The 20,160-nt window shown below is 37.9% G+C and carries 19 protein-coding genes; 11 read left to right on the top strand and 8 right to left on the bottom strand.

Going from position 1 to position 20,160, the window contains the following annotated elements:
* Positions 1-196: 196 nt before the first annotated feature.
* From ACN9MR_RS21990 to ACN9MR_RS21980, 3 genes are read right to left on the bottom strand one after another with little or no spacing between them, the layout of a single operon-like run.
* Entirely contained in the window at positions 197-766 is a 570-nt protein-coding gene (locus ACN9MR_RS21990) for a Crp/Fnr family transcriptional regulator (RefSeq protein WP_426326636.1), read from the bottom strand.
* A gap of 55 nt (positions 767-821) precedes the next feature.
* Positions 822-1,604, bottom strand: coding sequence for a GLPGLI family protein (locus tag ACN9MR_RS21985; RefSeq protein ID WP_426326635.1), 783 nt, complete (start codon positions 1,602-1,604; stop codon positions 822-824).
* Positions 1,605-1,609: 5 nt separating this feature from the next.
* Positions 1,610-4,408, bottom strand: coding sequence for an outer membrane beta-barrel protein (locus ACN9MR_RS21980; RefSeq protein WP_426326634.1), 2,799 nt, complete (start codon positions 4,406-4,408; stop codon positions 1,610-1,612).
* Positions 4,409-4,704: 296 nt separating this feature from the next.
* Here ACN9MR_RS21980 and ACN9MR_RS21975 point away from each other — a divergent pair, with 296 nt between their 5' ends.
* Positions 4,705-5,346 carry a GIN domain-containing protein gene (locus ACN9MR_RS21975; RefSeq protein ID WP_426326633.1) on the top strand — a complete coding sequence of 214 codons (642 nt, stop codon included), beginning with the start codon at positions 4,705-4,707 and terminating at the stop codon, positions 5,344-5,346.
* A gap of 178 nt (positions 5,347-5,524) precedes the next feature.
* Here ACN9MR_RS21975 and ACN9MR_RS21970 read toward each other — a convergent pair whose 3' ends face one another.
* Positions 5,525-7,066, bottom strand: coding sequence for an aldehyde dehydrogenase family protein (locus ACN9MR_RS21970; protein ID WP_426326632.1), 1,542 nt, complete (start codon positions 7,064-7,066; stop codon positions 5,525-5,527).
* A gap of 214 nt (positions 7,067-7,280) precedes the next feature.
* Here ACN9MR_RS21970 and ACN9MR_RS21965 point away from each other — a divergent pair, with 214 nt between their 5' ends.
* From ACN9MR_RS21965 to ACN9MR_RS21955, 3 genes are all read left to right on the top strand, one after another.
* Positions 7,281-8,159 (top strand): TraB/GumN family protein, encoded by an 879-nt coding sequence (locus ACN9MR_RS21965; protein ID WP_426326631.1) that lies wholly within the window; start codon positions 7,281-7,283, stop codon positions 8,157-8,159.
* Positions 8,160-8,266: 107 nt separating this feature from the next.
* On the top strand, positions 8,267-10,777 hold the full coding sequence (locus ACN9MR_RS21960; RefSeq protein ID WP_426326630.1) for a M1 family aminopeptidase: 2,511 nt from the start codon (positions 8,267-8,269) through the stop codon (positions 10,775-10,777).
* 262 nt (positions 10,778-11,039) lie between these two features.
* Positions 11,040-11,528, top strand: a complete 489-nt coding sequence (locus ACN9MR_RS21955) for a hypothetical protein (protein WP_426326629.1) — start codon at positions 11,040-11,042, stop codon at positions 11,526-11,528.
* A gap of 10 nt (positions 11,529-11,538) precedes the next feature.
* Here ACN9MR_RS21955 and ACN9MR_RS21950 read toward each other — a convergent pair whose 3' ends face one another.
* Positions 11,539-11,994, bottom strand: coding sequence for a nuclear transport factor 2 family protein (locus tag ACN9MR_RS21950; RefSeq protein ID WP_426326628.1), 456 nt, complete (start codon positions 11,992-11,994; stop codon positions 11,539-11,541).
* Positions 11,995-12,244: 250 nt separating this feature from the next.
* On the opposite strand from ACN9MR_RS21950, the gene ACN9MR_RS21945 reads away from it, so the two are divergent.
* From ACN9MR_RS21945 to ACN9MR_RS21915, 7 genes are all read left to right on the top strand, one after another.
* Entirely contained in the window at positions 12,245-13,648 is a 1,404-nt protein-coding gene (locus tag ACN9MR_RS21945) for a tetratricopeptide repeat protein (protein ID WP_057930756.1), read from the top strand.
* Between the two features lie 60 nt (positions 13,649-13,708).
* Entirely contained in the window at positions 13,709-14,476 is a 768-nt protein-coding gene (locus tag ACN9MR_RS21940) for a phosphosulfolactate synthase (RefSeq protein ID WP_057930755.1), read from the top strand.
* 83 nt (positions 14,477-14,559) lie between these two features.
* Positions 14,560-15,303: a shikimate dehydrogenase family protein gene (locus ACN9MR_RS21935; protein WP_426326627.1), complete on the top strand. Its 744-nt coding sequence runs from the start codon at positions 14,560-14,562 to the stop codon at positions 15,301-15,303.
* Positions 15,304-15,358: 55 nt separating this feature from the next.
* Positions 15,359-15,946, top strand: a complete 588-nt coding sequence (locus tag ACN9MR_RS21930; RefSeq protein ID WP_426326626.1) for a gliding motility lipoprotein GldD — start codon at positions 15,359-15,361, stop codon at positions 15,944-15,946.
* 50 nt (positions 15,947-15,996) lie between these two features.
* Positions 15,997-16,635 carry an MBL fold metallo-hydrolase gene (locus tag ACN9MR_RS21925; RefSeq protein WP_426326625.1) on the top strand — a complete coding sequence of 213 codons (639 nt, stop codon included), beginning with the start codon at positions 15,997-15,999 and terminating at the stop codon, positions 16,633-16,635.
* Between the two features lie 88 nt (positions 16,636-16,723).
* The gene (locus tag ACN9MR_RS21920; protein ID WP_426326624.1) at positions 16,724-17,959 is read left to right on the top strand and encodes an ABC transporter permease; all 1,236 of its coding nucleotides are present in this window, start codon (positions 16,724-16,726) and stop codon (positions 17,957-17,959) included.
* 1 nt (position 17,960) lies between these two features.
* Positions 17,961-18,341, top strand: coding sequence for a hypothetical protein (locus ACN9MR_RS21915; RefSeq protein ID WP_131029427.1), 381 nt, complete (start codon positions 17,961-17,963; stop codon positions 18,339-18,341).
* Positions 18,342-18,737: 396 nt separating this feature from the next.
* On the opposite strand, the gene ACN9MR_RS21910 is transcribed toward ACN9MR_RS21915, so the two are convergent.
* The 3 genes from ACN9MR_RS21910 to ACN9MR_RS21900 form a co-directional block, all read right to left on the bottom strand.
* On the bottom strand, positions 18,738-19,106 hold the full coding sequence (locus ACN9MR_RS21910; RefSeq protein WP_426326623.1) for a transposase: 369 nt from the start codon (positions 19,104-19,106) through the stop codon (positions 18,738-18,740).
* A 3-nt stretch (positions 19,107-19,109) separates the two neighbouring features.
* Positions 19,110-19,736 (bottom strand): IS110 family transposase, encoded by a 627-nt coding sequence (locus tag ACN9MR_RS21905; RefSeq protein ID WP_426326622.1) that lies wholly within the window; start codon positions 19,734-19,736, stop codon positions 19,110-19,112.
* Between the two features lie 64 nt (positions 19,737-19,800).
* Positions 19,801-20,037 (bottom strand): hypothetical protein, encoded by a 237-nt coding sequence (locus tag ACN9MR_RS21900; protein WP_426326621.1) that lies wholly within the window; start codon positions 20,035-20,037, stop codon positions 19,801-19,803.
* Between the last annotated feature and the right edge of the window lie 123 nt (positions 20,038-20,160).

The following is a 20,160-nucleotide window of genomic DNA, read 5'->3' as shown; positions in this document are numbered from 1 at the left end:
AATGTTACTCGATAAATTTAGGCGATCCGTCATTCCTACCGCAAGGGAAAAACCGATACACAATTTATAAAGGGACTTATAGATTTCTCTCCCGGAAGTTCGGGACTGCGCTACAGTCGAAATGACGTAAAAAACTGTAAACCCACGCTGCATACTTTGTGTTTCTTTCCCCGCGTCCTTTGCGGTTAACAAAGCCCTATTTTTTAGCCCTGATTTTACTCAAAAATTCTGGGGTAAAGCCAAGATAAGAAGCCAGCATATACTGTGGCACACGTTGTACAAATTCTGGAAATAAACTATTAAAATGGCGGTATCTTTCTTCAGCGGTTTGGCTGTAGAGGAATTTGATCCTTCTTTGCGACGCCTGATGGTTTTTTTGCAAGATTAGTCTGAAGTACCTTTCCAGCTTAGGGAGTTTATGGAACATTTCATCATAATGATGATGTTCGATGGCAATCACCTCGGTGGTTTCTGCAGCCTGGATATAAAATTCAGATTGCTCATGAAATAGAAAGCTGGTTAGATCGGTAATCCACCAGTTTTCGATGGCAAACTGTGTGGTCTGCTCAGCACCCTTTATGTCAATGAAATAAAGCCTCAAGCAACCTTTAACAACAAAATAATTTGCCTTGCAGGTTTGTCCTTCTTCTAATAAAAAAGCTTTCTTTTTAACGGAAAAAGATTTGAGTAGCGATGCAAGGGTTTCTTGTTCATCGCTATTCAAATCTATAAATCTATTGATGTGGTTATAAAGTGCACTATACATAGCTATACGAATGATGAGCTAAAATAGGTATTATTATAAAAACAGAATCAATAGCTTAAAGAGAAAAAGCCTTTAACTCCGCTAACGCTTCAGGACCATAATTTTTTAATGCTGAAGTTATTTTATCGGTTAAACCCTTATTATCGGTTGGTTTTCCTTTTGTTGGTGGGCTTAAGTCTTTTTCAGGCACGGCAACTTCTGTTACTTTAGTAGCAAACCATGTTATGTTCTGGTGAGGCAATGCCAAGCCTAAAATCATCCCTGGTAATCCTGTAAAAGATTCAGGGCCACCAGAAACTGCAATCTGGTTTGAATAATAAGCCACTACATAAATAGAATCCATAATAATGGCATTGGCTCTGCGGCATTCGTAACCTGCAATTTCTCTTGTTTCATCGGTAATTTTCCAATTAATCTTACGCAAACTGTCTTTAACCAGATAAGTGTCTTCATAAACCGCCTTTTGAGAAATACTGGTACGGGTATTATAATCGGTAGCGATGGTGTTTTTTAAATCAACAAGCGCATCCCTTGCAGCCCAGTTTGGATTTGCAGTTTCCTCTACCGTAGGCCATTTATATAAGCTTTTATCCTTATTAAAGCTTAGCGTGCTTTTAGCCACCTTAAATTGAGGGTTGTTCTTTTTGTACTGATCTAAAGCGGGTACCATATAGCTTTCATTGTCTTTATTAATTTTCTTTTTAATTAAAGCATACATGTTAGACCTTTTCTCAAATTCGATTACACCATTTTGAACGAAGTGTATATTTTGAGCCATTAAGCTCTTGCTGATGAAAATAACAGCAAATAAAATGGTATATTTTAGTGTAGTTTTCATGGTTGTTATTTTTGTGTTTTAAGTCCGCCACCCATTTTGTTAAAATCCCACGATACAGAGAACATTAAATATCTCCTGATGGTAGTATAACTGCTTTGGCTAATCGAGGTATTAGATGCATAACGATTAAAACCAATATTCTGGTTAAGAATATCATTTACAGTTGCCGAGAATCTTAAGTTTTCTGATTTGAAGAATTTTTTGCTTACTGATGCATTCCAGATAAGACGCTCAAAGCTTTCGGTTAACACTTGTGTTTTTCCGTTGTACTGGTATTCCGCATCTGTTGATATTTCAAACTTTCCTGGTAATTGCACATTGCCTGAAGCGTAGCCCCGCCAACCCCAACCATCACTATTCCTGCCAATACTTGCCCTTGCCATATTATACGAGGGGCCAAAGTTGGTATAAAAACTATAACTTTTATCTTTGTATTTCGAGATATTGACACCCCCGCCGTAACTATAGTTTTTAGTGTTATTTAAGGTTCTTCCTAAATCAGTGGTAATAAAGTTATAAGAGGAATTTCCATTTGCGTTAACATTTAAACCGACGTTTATTTCGCCAAGCGCGTTTATTTTCCGACTTATCTGTGCATACAAATAAAAATTTGTCTGCATTTTATCATTGTAATTAATGTAACGGTAGGTACTTTTACCAACACCATCAGTGGTTACATCGCTAATAATGGGATTGGTTGTAAAGCTATAAGAGCCGTTTAACCAAATCGATTGGTTGGTTAAAACTTTGTAAGCGTTATAATTCGCATTAACATTGCTTCTGAATGACGGCCTTAAGTCTTGATTTCCCTCCACAACATTAAACGGGTCATTATTTACCCTAACCGGTTGAAGTTGATCAAGCGAAGGCTGGTTGGTATTCCCGTTATAACTAATCCGTAATGATTTTTGCTGTGAAAAACGATATTGATAGGTTGCCTGCGGCATATAATTAATAAAGTTTCTTACATAGGTTTTATTGTGGTAAATATCATCCTGCTTAAAATTTACACCACTAAATTTCGATCCAAAATTAATAACGGTTTTGCCTTTTTTATAGTTGAAAATGGCACCAGCCTGATTAATGGTCTGGTTCAGTTCAAAGTTGTTACTGTAAAGGGTATCTAAAATATCGTATCGGCCACTGCCAGATTGATTAAAGGATATCCGGTCTGATTTTCCATTCATTAAAGTCAGGCCATAGTTTATAATTACGGTTAAAGTCTTTGAAAGTGGTTCAGTATATACCGCATTTAACTTAAAGGCACTATTGGTAATATCGTTGGTTTTTAGCTGATTGGTAAGACTGTCTATATTTCCTGTTTGAGTTGCCCGTGTGTTTAGGGAATTTAAATAGCCTTCACTATTACTTTTGTTGATCGATTGATTTAAGTTTAATGATAAGGTGCGTCCTTTTTTCTTTAATTTTTTGGTGAACAACACGTTCATGTTAAAACTCTGATCGTCTACCTCATTGCTTAGTGTCCTGTTTGATGAATTTAGAAATTTGTCATTTTCACCGGTAGTTAAAGTTTTAAAAATGTTTGAGGTATTGCTTTTTTTCAATGCCCCGTCAACATTAACTTTCATGGTTAAGGTAGTATCTATTTTTAGCTCATACATGGCATCCAGTTTTTGTCTGAACATGTCATTATCGAAAGCTTCATCTGAGGTGTTGTTTTGCACCCCAGATGCTAAATTGTTCTGACTGATTGAGTTTCGGTCACCCTGAACCCTGATTGACCCAATTTTATAATTCGTATTTAACGATTCTTTATCCTTATTCCATTTGTTGTCGAAATGCAAGCCTCCCGTTCGGGCTACCGGTAAACCCTGGCCATTATACTGCCCGTCATAACTGTCAAAATCATCACCTCCGCTGCTAAAATACATTCCACCATCATCAGTCATGGTCATCCCGCCAGAGGCTCCATATTTATCCCGGTCGTCCCAGCCTAAACCTACGGTTCCATTGTTGCCTAAGATGCCATAGGCCGAAAATTTCTTTTTGCCCCAAAATTTATTAAACATGGCCTGTCCCTGATAAAAATCTTTTGTTCCATAACTGCCTTGTAGTTTACCGAAATAACCATTCTTTTTATCTTCTTTAAGTTTGATGTTAAGTGTTTTGGTTTTTTCGCCATCATCAATGCCTGTAAAACTAGCCTGATCACTGGCTTTATCGTAAAGCTGAACAGATTCTACCATATCTGCCCGAAGATTTTTAGTTACCAGCGTTGGGTCGTCGCCAAAAAACTCTTCCCCATCTACCAATACCTTCGGAACAGTTTTACCTTGAGCCGTAATTTTCCCGTCCTTATCTATCTGAAAGCCCGGGAACTGTTTAAGTAGATCTTCAACTTTAGAGTTGGGTTCGATATTAAAGGCCTTGGGGTCAAACTCGGTGGTATCGCCTTTAATTTTAATAGCGGTTCTGTTTCCTTTAATAATTACATCGGCAAGGATTTTAGCCATCCCGGTAAGATTAATCTTTCCATAATCTTTAACCTGGGTGGTAGAATCGAGCGTAAAATGATCTACAAAATCTGCATACTTAGGATAAGAAACCAATAAGATAAATTTCCCGTTTTTAATTCCGCTAAGCTCGAATGAGCCATTTTCTGCTGCCCGTGTAAATTTTACCAATGTAGAATCTTTTGCATTTAAAACAGCAATAGAGGTTCCTGATAAAAGCGTTGTTGAGGCCGTATCAATCGTTCGGCCTTTAATGGTATGAAAGCTTTGTGCTTTTGAGTAGGTAGTAATAAAAACAAAAAGGCATAACGAGAGTAATAGGCGTTTCATAGATCAGATTTGGTTTTGTTTGCCGAATATAAAACTAATAGGTTAGTTGTGTATAATGGTTTAACCTTTTTTAACATTATTGCTTCATAATTAATACATTTTAACCTTTCAGGGTTTACAATCAATCGTTTTTCGTATAGCTTAATTCGGCGTTCGTCTATAAATACAAGCGCATGGTATAATAGCCAGAAACTCGCTGAAACGTTTTTGATAAACCGCAGTCTTAATTACAAAACCACCTAATAATTAGGGATTTAAAACAAAAATATTTATCACAACATAAAAATATTAAAGTCATGAGAACTTCTATTAAAAATTTATTCGCAGCTGCATTAGTAATGGTTACTTTAGGTAGCACAACAGTAGTAGCAAACGCTACAGAAAACAACGCAAATTATACTGCGATAACCCAGGTTAAAAATATCGGTAAAATTGTAGTAACCGGAAACGTTAAATTGATCCTTGTTCAGGATGCCAAAGAAAGTGTTGAAGTTTACGATCAATATTATGCCAAAAATGCCTTGGTACAACAGCAGGGAGGAGAGCTTAGAATCAGCTCTTTTGATAAAAATACCTTAACTGTAATTGCACACGTAAATAATTTAACTGCTATCGAGGCTTCAAATACTGCAAGTGTAAGCACTACCGGAAATTTCAACCTGTTAAACCTAAGTATTGTTTTAAATGATGATGCATCGGCAGATATTAAATCCAATACCGTTAATTTATCAACAAATGTAAATGATGATGCATCCTTAAAATTAGAAGGTACTACCGATTTACATCAGGCCGTAATGGGTGTAGCATCTAAAATAAATATGGCCGGTTTTACCGCTCAGGAAAGTAGTATCAGACTAACAAGAAAATCACTTTTCGCAAACAACAGCAAATCTCGTTACGACGACATACAGGTATCTTTATTAGAAAAATTATTCTAACTCCATCATATATTTTACCACAAAAGCGCTGAATTTAAGTTCAGCGCTTTTTTTATTTTAAAAGATGATCCTCGTTTGTAACGAGGATCCACAAGGTCTGCATTTGTAATGCAGGTAAGAAATCTGATTGCGATAAAATCGCTTTTCTCCTGCATCCTCGTTACAAGCGAGGACGATTTTACAAATCAAATTTTATCCCCTGAGCTAAAGGCAGCGTGTTCGAATAATTGATGGTATTGGTTTGTCTGCGCATATAAGCTCTCCAGGCATCAGATCCGCTTTCCCTGCCACCACCTGTTTCTTTTTCTCCGCCAAAAGCACCACCAATTTCAGCGCCTGAAGTACCGATATTTACATTGGCGATACCACAGTCAGAGCCATTAGCCGATAAGAACTGCTCTGCCTCTCGTAAATTCAAAGTCATAATGGCTGATGATAATCCTTGCGGAACGGCATTTTGCAAGGCAATGGCCTCATCTAATGTTTTGTATTTAATCAGATATAAAATCGGCGCAAATGTTTCGTGCTGAACAATCTTAAAATCATTCCTAACCTCCGCAATGCATGGCTTTACATAACATCCGCTTGTATAGGCATCGCCGGCTAAAACGCCGCCCTCTACCACAAAATTGCCGCCCTCTTCCTTACATTTTGCAATCGAATCTAAGTATGCAGCAACTGCATCAGTATCAATCAGTGGACCTACATGGTTATTTTGATCTAAGGGATCGCCAATACGCAACTGTCCGTAAGCTTTAACCAGTTTAGCGGTAAAAGCATCATATACACTTTCGTGGATAATTAGCCTTCTGGTAGAAGTGCAACGCTGGCCCGCGGTACCCACAGCACCAAATACAGCACCAATTAAACTCATGTCTAAATCAGCATGTTCTGAAATGATAATGGCATTATTGCCGCCAAGTTCGAGCAAGCTTTTTCCTAACCTCGCGCCAACTGCAGCGCCAACCGCCTTACCCATACGCGTCGATCCTGTGGCAGAAATTAAAGGGATACGTCCATCATTTGTCATGAATTCGCCAACTTCCCTATCGCCTAAAACCAGGTTACAAACCCCTTCGGCTATATCATTATCTTTAAAAACCTTTGCAATAATATGTTGACAGGCAATGGCCGTTAAAGGTGTTTTTTCTGATGGTTTCCAGATGCAAACATTACCACAAACCAATGCTAGGGCGGTATTCCAGCTCCAAACTGCCACAGGGAAATTAAATGCAGAAATAATTCCTACAATGCCCAACGGATGCCATTGTTCGTACATGCGGTGGCTTGGGCGTTCGCTGTGCATGGTTAAACCATAAAGCTGCCTGGATAAACCTACTGCAAAATCGCAGATATCGATCATTTCCTGCACTTCACCAAAACCTTCCTGCAAACTTTTTCCCATTTCGTAAGAAACCAAAGTACCCAAGGCATCCTTGTGCTCACGTAAAGCATCGCCAAACTGGCGCACAATTTCCCCTCTTTTTGGAGCCGGAACCGTACGCCAAACTGTAAATGCTTCCTGCGCTTTAAGCACAACCTCATCATAATCAGCAACACTTGCAACCTTGGCCGAGGCAATCAGTTTGCCATCAACAGGAGAAAAACTTTCTAACGTATTTGCATTAAGTTCACCACCCCAATTGCTGCCCGTACTATAGGCAGCATTGCTTGTATTGATGCCCAGTTTATTTAAAATGGATTGAATATCTGTACTCATATATCTAACGATTTACACAAAAAAACAAAAAATTAACAGAACGGAGGTCAAATTCTGGTCTTTAAATTATTTCCATAATCAATATCTTCTTTAAAGCATAACCAGGTATAAAATAAGGCTATAAATTTGTGTTTTTGCTTTGCAATATAAATAGCGTAGTTTTCCAAAAGAATAGTGATATCAAATTAGACTTCGGTTGTTATAAAATAGAAAGATGAAAATAAAATTATTGCTCGTTGCTTTTTTAGGGTTCAGTATTACCATTTCGGCACAAACAAAAAAGGCTGGTAACTCGCTCTTATGGGAAATTTCTGGCAACGGATTAAAAAAACCGTCTTATTTATTTGGAACACACCATCTAGTACCTGCAAAATTTGCGGATACCATGAAGGTTTTGCAAGAGAAATTGAAATCGGCCGATGCGGTAGTAGGCGAAATTGTAATGGATAGTACCATACAAAAGAAGATGGCGCCATTTTTAATGATGAAGGACAACACACTCGACAGCTTATTAACCAAGGCAGAATTTAAAGAGGTGGAAGATTACTTCAAAACCAGGCAACCTGGGTTTGAATTAAAGGAACTCAATAACTTTAAACCTGCAATGGTATCGCTAATGATCATGCTTTTTGACAATCCGGATATGTTAAAAGATGTAGGCGAAGGAATAGATAATAGTTTCCAGGCGTACGCCAAAAAAAATGCTAAATCTTTATATGGATTAGAAACTGCTGAATATCAAGGGGCACTTTTATTTGATGGCGATTTGCAGAAGCAAAAAAAAGCGCTCTTAAAATCGATCAGGGAAATGGCTAAAAGCAAGCAAAAAATGCAGGAATTGAAAACTTATTATCTTACACAGGACATAGATAAATTAACCGATTTCTTTAAAATACAAGATGAAGAGACTAAAGAGTTTATGACAGAGCTCTTAAAAAACCGGAATAAAAGATGGTTAGATCAGCTGCCGGCCCTAATGCAAAAGCAATCGTTATTTATCGCTGTTGGGGCGGGTCATTTAGTGGGTGCTGAAGGTTTAATAAAAAGATTACAACTTAAAGGTTACATTTTAAAGCCAATAGCGACTAATTAATATTTCAGTGCGTTTGTAAAAAACAAAAGAAAGGGAGCTACATTTGCGTTTTTACTTTAGCACAAACATTAGTGTTTAAAGTAAAACTAATTTGTAAAAACATAAAAATGAATAAGAAAATTATTGCCTGTGGTGTGATGCTGGCTTCTGCTTTTATGGCTAATCCACTTTTTTCACAGGAACAGCCCGTCGAAAAATCGAACAACTTAAATGTTTACCGTGTAACTGCAACCAAAGTTAACGATCTGGTGCATACCAAACTCGATGTATCTTTTGATTATGCAAAGCGATACCTATACGGTAAAGAATGGGTTACTTTAAAACCTCATTTTTATCCTACCGATTCTTTAACCCTCGATGCGCAGGGAATGGATATTAAAACCATTGCATTGGTTGGCGCAAAAGGGAATAACCCGCTTAAATATGTTTATAAAGATAATAAGCTTTACATCACCCTAAATAAAAAGTACACCAATACCGAAAAGTACACGGTGTATATTGCTTACACCGCTAAACCCGATGAATTGAAAGTAAAGGGAAGTGCAGCCATAACCGATGCCAAAGGTTTATATTTTATCAACCCGGATGGTACCGATAAAAATAAACCAACACAGATCTGGACCCAGGGCGAAACGGAATCATCTTCGGCATGGTTTCCAACTATCGATAAACCTGATCAGAAAACTACCGAAGAGATTTCGATGACGGTAAAATCGAAATATACTACACTTTCTAACGGAAAACTGGTGAGCCAGAAAGCCAACGCAGATGGAACAAGAACCGATACCTGGAAGATGGATCTGCCACATTCGCCATATTTATTTATGATGGCAGTGGGCGAATTCAAAATCACAAAAGATACCTATAAAGGTAAAGAAGTAAGTTATTACCTCGAACCAAAATTTGCACCTTATGCCAGGCAGATTTTTGGTAAAACCCCTGATATGATCCAGTTTTACAGCAACCTGTTGGGAGTAGATTATCCATGGAATAAATATGCACAAGTGGTAGCCAGAGATTACGTTTCGGGCGCAATGGAAAATACTACAGCTACTTTACATGGCGAGCAGGTACAAAAAACAGATCGTGAGTTATTGGATGAAAATGAAGAAGGAACCATTGCACATGAACTTTTTCACCAATGGTTTGGCGATTATGTAACCGCAGAGTCGTGGTCTAACTTAACCATGAACGAATCTTTTGCCACCTTTGGCGAAGTGATCTGGCATGGACATGATGAAGGGCAGGATGCGGAAGATAAATCGCGTTACGAAAAACTGCAGTCCTATTTAGGATCCACCAAAAAAGGCGAAAGTCCGGTATTGGCACGTTTTTATTACAACGATAAGGAAGACATGTTCGATAATGTAAGTTATGCCAAAGGATCGATCATTTTGTATGCGCTTAAAAACCAGATGGGTGATGCGGCCTTCTACAAATCGCTTAACCGCTACCTCACTACCAATGCCTTTAAAAATGGCGAAACACATCAATTACGTTTGGCTATGGAAGAGGTAACCGGAAAAGACTGGAGCCCTTATTTTAATCAGTGGTATTACAATGGTGGCCATCCGGTTTTAAGTATCGATTATGGTTACGAAAACGGTAAGGCAACAATTAAGGTTAAACAAACACAGGATTCGAGCGTACAGATCTTTACGCTGCCGATCAAAATTGACATTTATGCTGGAGGTAAAAAAATCAGAAAAGAAATCCTGATCAATAGCCGGGAGCAGAACTTTAGTTTCGATGTGAGTGCTAAACCCGATTTAATCGATTTTGATGTAGATAAAATTTTAGTTGGCGAAACCAACGATAATAAAACCGCAGAAAACTATTATTTCCAATACAAAAATGCGCCTAGTTATGCCAATAGAATTGAAGCGCTGCAATTTATTATGCAGAGCAAAGCCAAAAGCGGGCAGCTGGTGCTGCTAGAGGGTTTAAAGGATAAATCTGCAGATTTACGCGCTTTAAGCATTGATGGCATTAACCTGGATGATGCTCAGATTAAAGCTGCAGCTTTGCCGGTTTTACTTCAGATTGCTAAAACAGATAAAAATACCGAAGCAAGGTCAGCTGCAATTGTGAAATTAGCTGAAACTGGCGATCAGGCGTATAAAAATTTAATGTTAGAAAGCTTAAAAGATAGGTCGTATAGGGTAATTGCGGCCGGTGTTGATGGTTTGGCCAAACTTGCTCCACAAGAAAGTGTCGCAGTTTTAGCATCACTAGATGAAGATACGAAATCACATATAGCACCTTCTATTGCAACGTTATATATCAGCGAACCAAAAGACGAATATCAGGCATTTTATGATAATATTATGCTTACAGGTGACAAAAATGAGGTTTTTGCAGTAGTTGGCCAATATTTTCAGTACCTGAGAGGCAACAATAATCCTGTAGTTACCGAAAAAGGTATTATGAACATTGCTGGCGCCATTGAAAGATTAAAATTACAATCTTATTTAAATAAGCAGCTTTCAGGAGCCTACACAGCAGCTGCCCAGGCTAAAACACAACAAGCTGCCGCAGTAAGCGGAGAGGCTAAAATAAAGCTGAACAAACAGGCAGAATTATTTAAAAAAGGCGCAGGTGATTTAGAAAAAGAATAATAACCAAATCTCATTTTTAAAAGGGTTGATTATGTTTACATGTCAACCCTTTTTTATATCATCGCTACAAATTGCGAATGATAACGGCAGCTAATGGTTCAAAATCGAGACTTTAATATAAGATCAACTAACAATAACCCAACTACAGAGACTGGCTTTCCAGAAAACATTTCTAATCCTATAACGCACGGGTTGATTATGCGTATATTTCAAGCTTTAATTTTATATGCAATATTCCGTTGTACCCTTTTTAATCGATTTATTGGAAAAAGACCAGAAACGCATGGCTCGGGTCGCTATTTTTGGTTTGATAGTTTTTATAGCGTGCTCCATCCTTATTTATTTTCGAGGAAATAAGGGATTTGGGTTTGAATATTTCCTCAGCGAAATAGTATTTGCCTTGTTCACTATTTACATTCAGAAATGGCATATTTTGCCCCGCGCTAAAACGATAAGCTCAACCTCCACTTTGGTGACGGTTAGTAAAACGCAGATTGTAATTACAACTCCTCCCTGCAAAGTTTTATTCTGGGTTAATAAAGAAGCCAAAGAAATAATATTTGATATTGATAAAATGGTAATGACAAGAATATCATATCCTATGCCGAATATTTTCGATATTGACAAGGGCGTTATCAAGCTTAAGCAAGGTAAAAAAGAAGCATTTATAATTGCCAATTATTTTGATACTAAACTTATTGAAACCTTGAGAGACTTAAAACCGAATCCCTTGGCTCAATATCTAAACTAAATAAATACCATTAATTACATCCTTCCTTTCTCCGGGTATCAATAATATAAACAATCTGCCAGCCTTTATCTCCTTTTATCAACTGAAAGGAATTAACCCCACAATGGCTAAATTTTTCGCCCAGATAAAATTTATAGTCTGTCCAAACAGAAGCCAAAGGACCGTCGATTAATATTTTGGTAAACACAATACGCTCATCGTATTTTTCCTGGTGTGGAGTACCGATAAATTTGATAAAGTCGTTAACAGATTCTGTACGTATACCCGTTTTACCTTCCTTGTTCATAATGGTTTGCATAATCGCTGCTGGTGCAAAGGCGGTTCTGGTTAAAGTGCTGTCGCCACCTTTCATGCCAGTAAAAAGGTTGTTTATGGTTTTTTTGATGGCACTTTCTTCATCGCTTTGCGCGAAGCCACTTGTAGTAAAACACAATAAAAACAGGGCAAAAATGACTAATCCTTTCATGACTTCTTAATTACGTATATACCATAAATTTATAGTATTTTTGTCAAAGAAGGGAAAAGGAACCGCGATGTTGCAAAAAATCTATAGATTATCCACACATCTTAATCACAGTTAATACGCTTTATAGTCAGCTGTTTACGCTGTTTTAGCCGATTGATGTTAATAATTATTTTAAAAACGGATAATTAAAACTTGTAAACTTATAATGTGTTTTTCTGCTAATTGGCACGGTTCTTTAATAGTATAATATATGGAAGAAGAATTCTTTTTTGAATCCAACGAAGATGCACAACGCTCGGTAGAACGTTACGAAGAAATGCTCCGCAACCAGGATCAGTATTTCTTCGATGCAGGCGCATTCGAATACATTGTAGATTTCTACATTGAGAAAAATGATCCGGTCAAAGCTTTGCAGGTTGTTGATTTTGCAATCAGTCAACACCCTTATGCAACAGTGTTTTTAATCAAACAAGCTCATCTTTACATTTTAACCAACAACCACGAAAAGGCTTTTATTGCTTTGCAAAAAGCTGAGCTTTTAGAACCGTCAGAACCAGATATTTATTTGCTTCGCGGTAATATTTTTCAAAATACCGAACGTTTTGATGAGGCTTTGGAAAATTATGAAAAAGCTTTAGGACTGGCTGAAAGTACCGATGAGATTTTATTACAGATGGCTTATGTTTACCAGAGCATGAGCGATTATGAAAGCGCCATTACCTATATTAAGCTCAGTTTAGAGCAGAATATGGAGAACCAGGATGGTTTATATGAGCTGGCTTTCTGTTACGATGTGTTGGATAAACAAGAAGAAAGTATCAAGTTTTATCAGCAATACATCGATACAGATCCGTATTCTTATGCGGCTTGGTACAATTTGGGCAATAGTTTCCATAAGCTGAATCTTTTTGAAAAAGCAATCGATGCTTATGATTATGCGATCCTGATCAAAGAAGATTTTAGTTCTGCGTATTTCAATAAAGGTAATGCGCTGGTTCAGCTCGATAAATACGATGAGGCGATTGATGTTTATAAACAGACTTTCGAATACGAACAGCCTAATGCCGATACCTATTGTGCCATTGGCGAATGTTACGAGAAACTGGAGAAAATGGACGAAGCTCGTTCTTACTACAAAAAATCGGTAAAAATGGATCCCAAAATGGCAGATGCCTGGTTTGGGATCGGTGTTACACTGAATTTTGAAGAACGTTATTTCGAATCGTTGCATTTTTATAAAAAAGCAATCGATTTAGAGGCCGAAAACCCTGATTTCTGGTTTGCTATGGCCGATGCTTATTATAAATTAGGCCAGATTGATGAATCGATCGAAGCTTACGAAAAGGTATTGGAGTTTAATCCTTTGGATATTGAAGCATGGTTAGATTTTAGTACCGTGCTTTACGAGCAGGGAAAATTGCTGGAAGCATCGGAAACAATGGCAGAGGCGATCAAGAATAATCCGGAAGCAGCAGAATTGTATTATAGAATGGTAGCCTATCTTTTTGCCCAGGGGAATTATAGCGATGCACTGGGATATTTGGAAACGGCTTTAACAACAGACCCCGATAAACACTATATTTTATTTGAATATTTACCACAATTGCAGGATAATAGTGCCATTTTGAACGTTATAAACAGATATATTAGGTAACGACCTTGTGAGAAAAATTTAACAAATAAATCTCAAAATTTTTTTCACTTTTGTACGCATATGAATTATCCATTATTAAACGTTCCCGAACGTCCAGCTAAACCACGCCAAAAAGGCTTAACAATGGTTATGGATAAGGGATTGAGCCTACGCCAGGTTGAAGATTTTATTGAAGTTGCCGGCGTACATACAGATATCGTAAAATTAGGTTGGGCAACATCACACGTAACGCCAAACCTTAAAGAAAAATTAGCTTTATATAAAAGTGCTGGCATTCCTACCTATTTCGGAGGAACGTTATTTGAAGCCTTTATCATTCGTAACCAGTTTTCAGATTACCAACGTGTTTTAGACCAGTATGGAATGGAGTATGCAGAAGTTTCTGATGGTTCCATCGAAATTGAGCACGATAAAAAATGTGAGTTTATCCGCGAACTTTCTAAACAGGTAACCGTAATTTCGGAGGTTGGAAGTAAAGATGCCGCTAAAATATTTGCCCCATATAAGTGGATTAAATTAATGCAGGCCGAAATTGAGGCAGGATCGTGGAAAGTAATTGCCGAGGCCCGCGAAGGTGGTAATGTAGGTATTTACCGTGGAAGCGGTGAAGTCCGTGAAGGATTGGTTGATGAAATTTTAACCCAGATTCCCGAAGAAACCATTATTTGGGAAGCACCTCAAAAAGAACAGCAAGTTTGGTTTATTAAATTAATCGGTAGCAATGTAAACCTTGGTAATATTGCTCCCGCAGAAGTAATTCCTTTAGAAACCATTCGTTTAGGTTTACGGGGAGATACTTTTGATTATTTCCTGAATCAAACTAAATAACTCAACCCGCTATTGCGGGGTGCATAGTTAAATAAACCTTGCAGGTTTCAAAAACCTGTAAGGTTTGCTTTTTTATATAAATAATGAAAACATACGGCTTAATCGGATATCCACTTTCTCATTCTTTCTCGAAAAAATATTTCACGGAAAAATTTCAAAATGAGGGCATAGCCGATCATCGGTACGAGCTTTTCCCTATTGCCGATATTAAATCACTGCCCGATCTGCTGACTGAAAATCCATCACTTTGTGGGCTTAATGTTACGATTCCGCATAAAGTTAACGTGCTTTGCTATTTAAACGAGGTAGATGAAGCTGCAGAAAAAATTGGGGCCGTAAATTGTATTTCGATCAAAAGTTTTGAAGATAAAAATTACTTAAAAGGCTACAATACAGATGCATATGGCTTTGAAGAATCGCTAAAGCCATTATTGGGACCTCAACACACAAAGGCACTTGTTTTTGGCGATGGTGGGGCGGCGAAAGCGGTAAAGTACGTTTTAGAAAAATTAAATATCCAATATCAGGTTGTGGTACGAACGGCTGTTCAGGGTGCTATTCTATATTCAGAAATTACACCAGAGATTTTAGCCTCGCACCAGTTATTGATCAATACCACGCCCTTGGGGATGTCGCCAAATGTAGATACCTTTCCCGAAATTGATTACAGTTTAGTTGGGCCAGGGTATTTAGCTTACGATTTAGTGTACAATCCGCTAGAGACCGTGTTTTTGGCTAAAGCTGCTGAGCGCGGTGCAGCAATTAAAAACGGTTTGGAAATGCTGTACAAACAAGCAGAAAAAGCTTGGGCAATCTGGAATAAATAATTTAACCTATCGTCAAAGCAAGGAGGAACGACGACGCAATCTTTGATAAAATGTTATGAAACTAAAACAACTGATCTGCCTTCCCTTTGTACTGCTTTTGTTTATAACAGCTTGTCAGAACCACGATTATAGTCCAAAGCCAAAAGCTTATTACAGGATCGTATTCCCTAAAAAAGATTATACTGCATTTACCAAGCCTGTCCCCTTTACTTTCAAATATCCAACTTATGCGGCGGTCGAACAAGATCAAAGCCGCGATGCCCAAAAGAACTGGTACAATTTGCACTTTAAACAGTTTAATGGCTTTTTGCATTTAACGTATTACGATGTTTCGGGTAAAGGCGAATATGATGAAATGGTAGAAGATGCCCGAAAATTGGCTTTTAAACATACGATAAAAGCCAGTGCAATTGATCAAAAGCTCATCAATTACCCCGATCATAAAGTTTACGGCATTTATTACGCCATTGAAGGGAATACCGCGTCATCAGTCCAGTTTTTTTTAACCGATAGTGCTAAACATTACTTTAGAGGGGCTTTATATTTTAATGAGCGCCCACAATACGACTCTATTGAACCCGTTGTTAAATTTATTAAAAAGGATATCGATACCTTGATTTCTACCTTTAGGTGGAAAAATTAATTTATTATTTTGTTATCCTGTTTTTGTAAACAGGATTTTTTTGAAATTTTATGATTACAATAAAAACCTTCACATTTAACGCCTACAGCGAAAATACCTATGTGCTTTATGATGAAACCAAAGAATGTGCCATTATCGATCCGGGCATGTATGAAGGTTTTGAGCAAAATGAATTGGTAGCTTTCATTAAAAATGAAGGGTTAAAACCGGTCTTATTGCTCAATACACATTGTCATCTCGATCATGTTTTCGGCAATAAATTTGTGTTCGAAACCTATGGCTTAAAACCACAGTTTCATGCAGGCGAATTGCCAATTTTAAATGCAGTTCCTGGTTATGCACCATCAATGGGTTTTACCCGTTATGATGTATCTCCGCTGCCCGATACCTTTTTGCCCGAAACAGGAACAATTTCTTTTGGTAATAGTACACTAGCCTTAATTTTTGCTCCGGGGCATTCGCCGGCACACCTGTGTTTTTACAGCGCGGCCGATCATATTTTAATAGGTGGTGATGTGCTTTTTTATGGAAGTATTGGCCGTACCGATCTGCCTGGAGGTAATCATCAGCAATTAATCCAAAACATTTCCGATAAACTTTTTGTCTTACCTGATGAAACCAAAGTTTATCCTGGCCATGGACCAGCCACGAGCATTGGTTTTGAAAAACAACATAACCCATTTTTTTAGCAGGATTAAAGGTTCATAATTGTTAAAGGGTTTACAACCTTAAGCCTTTTACCTTTAAACCCCCAACCTTTTATTTATCTTTGCCGCTGTGAATACATCGTTTTATATTGCCAAAAGGTATCTTTTTGCCAAAAAATCTACCAATGCCATTAACCTGATATCGGGCATATCGATGGTAGGCGTAATGGTTGGTAGTGCTGCATTGATTATTATCCTTTCGGTATTTAACGGTTTAGAAACAGTGGTGTTGAATATGTTCGATACCATTACACCACAAATTGCCATTACACCAGCTAAGGGGAAAACTTTTGATCCGAATACAAGCTATTTTAATCAGCTCAGAAAAGATAAAGATGTTGCCGCTTTTACCGAAGTGCTGCAGGAAAATGCTTTATTAAAATACAACAACAAACAAGCTGTTGGAATGGTTAAAGGTGTAAGTTTAGATTATTTAAAAAACACCAGATTAGATAGCACTATAAAAGAGGGCCATTTTATACTCCACAACAGAAGCGGCGATAATGCGGTAATTGGTTCTGCCTTACAAAGTTATTTAGCCGTAAATACTGTCGATCCCTTTACAGAATTGGAAATCTATTCGCCAAAGAAAGATATCGCGGCAAATAGCTTAAACCCTGCCGACGATTTTGTGGTAAAGAACATTCGGGTAAGTGGTGTTTTTGAAGTACAACAAGATTTCGATAATGGCATTATTGTGCCATTGAATTTTGCCCGCGAACTTTTAGGCGAAGAGAAAAATGTGTCTGCTATAGAGATCAATCTCCAGCCTGGTGTTGATGTAGACGATTTTCAAAAAGAGGTAATCGAAAAAGCTGGTAAAGATTATGAAGTCAGAAATCAGGCCGAGCAAAATAAATCACTCTACCACATTTTAAATACCGAAAAATGGGCGGTATATATTATTCTTACTTTTATCCTGATTATTGCTATATTTAATATCATAGGGTCGTTAACCATGTTAGTAATCGATAAAGTGAAGGATGTAGCCATTCTGAGCAGTTTAGGCGCAGGAAAGAAATTAATCAAACGGATATTTTTATTTGAAGGAATGATGATCACGATGTCTGGCTGTGTGCTGGGCTTAATTATCGGCCTCATATTTTATTATTTTCAGCACACTTATGGTTTTATCAAAATGGGTGATGAAGTAAATAAAACGCTGGTAAGTTCCTATCCCATCGGATTAAAATGGAAGGATTTTGTTTTAGTTTTTGTTACAGTAGGCATCTTCTCATTTTTGGCATCTGCTTTGTCATCCAATTTAAGTGTTAAAAAGATAGATCAAATTAATCAAACTATATAAAATGAAGTTATTTAAACAAGCAATTGTATTTGTTGTGCTCCTTGGCGTAGCCGCTACAGCTTGTAGAAACGATAAAGCCGAGGGAGAAAAAAGTAATCTGAAAACGGTTAAAGGTTTGTATAGTTTTGGCCCTGAAATGAAGTCTTTTACCTTATGTGAAGATGGTCGTGAGTATTGGGTTAAAGACAGTGTAAAAAACTTAGAACTCTCTTACAGTAACCTGGGGTTCGAAAAACCATACGAGCCAGTATATGTAGAATTAGAAGGTTATTTCGCGAAGTCTGATACCGCTACGGTTTCTCCTGATTTCGATTCTACCCTGGTGGTGATGAAAGTGCTTAAAATCAGTAAAGAAATCCCTGACGGACCTTGTTCGCAATAATTCATTCAAAATCTACAGGAGTCGTCATGCTGTTCCGAATCTTCGGCATCGCACGCCTTGGTTCGTGGAGACACGAACCAAACCAATGGTAAAAGGAAAATATCGTGTAACGATTGTTAGCCTTACGATTTAATATTTTTTTCTTGGAGCGCAATAGTCGTGCTTATCGGTTGTTATAGTCCTGCTTTCCGTTACAAGTCCTCGCTACGCTCCGGGCTTTACACTTCAATCAGGGCTATTTAGGGCATTTTTCTACAGCTATTAATGGTTTGGGTTTCATCGCGTAATTAGCTATGCCCCGCAGCCACAAATAGTTGCACCTTTTAGCCACCTAAACCCGTATTCTATGGTTTATGCAAATAAAAAGTTTTTTTTCTGAGAATCATTACTTTAGATTTATGCGGCAGGCTCCAGGAGGTATGGCGTACCTCTTTTAACAGCAGCAAAAGCTCTGCTCAGTAGCTTATTTTTTATCACATTCAGTACACACATAGCGTTTTTTCCCTCAGCTTTTTTTCGATCATAGTATCGTTTGAATTCGTTATCTTTTTTTATCGTGTTTAGCGCACACATGGTCAGTAACGCCTTTAGTTTTTTATTGGCGAGGTTGCTTACCCGGTTTCTCCCTCGTATACTCGTCCCCGAGCTATGTGGAAATGGGACTATTCCACAATAGCTCGCAAACTTTCTGTAGTCTGAAAATGCAGCGAAGGCTTCAGTATGGATCAGGATAAACATAGCCGTCTGCTTTCCGATCCCATGCACGCTCTACACAAGGCTGAACTGTTCGTTTAGTTCCTGGTCCTCTGTTATTAAGGCTGCCAACTCGATATCTACCTTTTTTATCCGTTCGGCGTAAAGGGCAAGCATTTCCTGGCTATCGGCTATGCAATAGCCAGCGTTCTCCCTATCAAATCCTTTAAGCGCTGAGCAGGTGCATTTAAAAGAGGTCTGGTGTCTTACCAACTGTTCGCGGTGTGCCAGCAGGTGTTTGAGTTTTGAGCTTGTTGCCGAAGGAAGGAGGTAAGGACGGGCTTTGTGCTGATTTGAAAAAGCATAGCTTGCGATTGCCTGTGCGTCAGCCTTATCAGATTTCCCCCGTTTAAGTCCAATGGAACGCTTAATGTGCAGCCCGTTTTCAACCCATATAGATAAATCATTTGCATGCATAAAGTTGGTTATGGGGCAGATATAAATACCTGTATGCTCGCAACAGAAAAGAACCTTCTTAAGCGCGATACCATGTATGGAAAGCCATTCCAGCATTAGGCCAAAGCCATCATAGCTGTTCTTAAAAACATGGTGGAGGGGCTTGTCGAAACAGGCCTGTGTAACAACAGCAACATCGATGGTTGATTTGGAAATATCTATTCCAACAAATAGTTCATAATTCATAACTTTACGGTTAAGTGAAATGGAAATCCTAAAGTTGAATAAAACTGAATCCCTTAATAGTCCGCTAGACTAAAATTCTATATGGTTCTTGTTCAACTAAAAAGCAGAGGTCTGTTACAGGTTCTAGATCGTAAGTCTGGATCGCAGCATAGTTCACCTCTGCTTTTAAGGTTTCCTTTGTCAAATTTAATTCTTTGATAATCTTTCTCAAACCTAAGGGATCGGAGTGGTTCTGATCCTTCATCTGAAAAAACGCAGAGCAAGGGCTGTGATGACCTAATGCTGCTGTATCTGCTTTCAAAAAAAATAGCGCCTTTATAATTTGCTTAGATAAGCTTTTTTGGAAAAATTTAATTCCCTGTTGTAAATGATTAATTCGAATAAAAACAAAAAAGCTTTCCTGTTTCCAGAAAAGCTTTAGAAA

This window comes from Pedobacter sp. R-06 (assembly GCF_049913135.1).
Taxonomy (GTDB): Bacteria; Bacteroidota; Bacteroidia; order Sphingobacteriales; family Sphingobacteriaceae; genus Pedobacter.
Note: the sequence above shows the minus strand (reverse complement) of the source record. Positions and strands in the feature narration are given on the sequence as shown.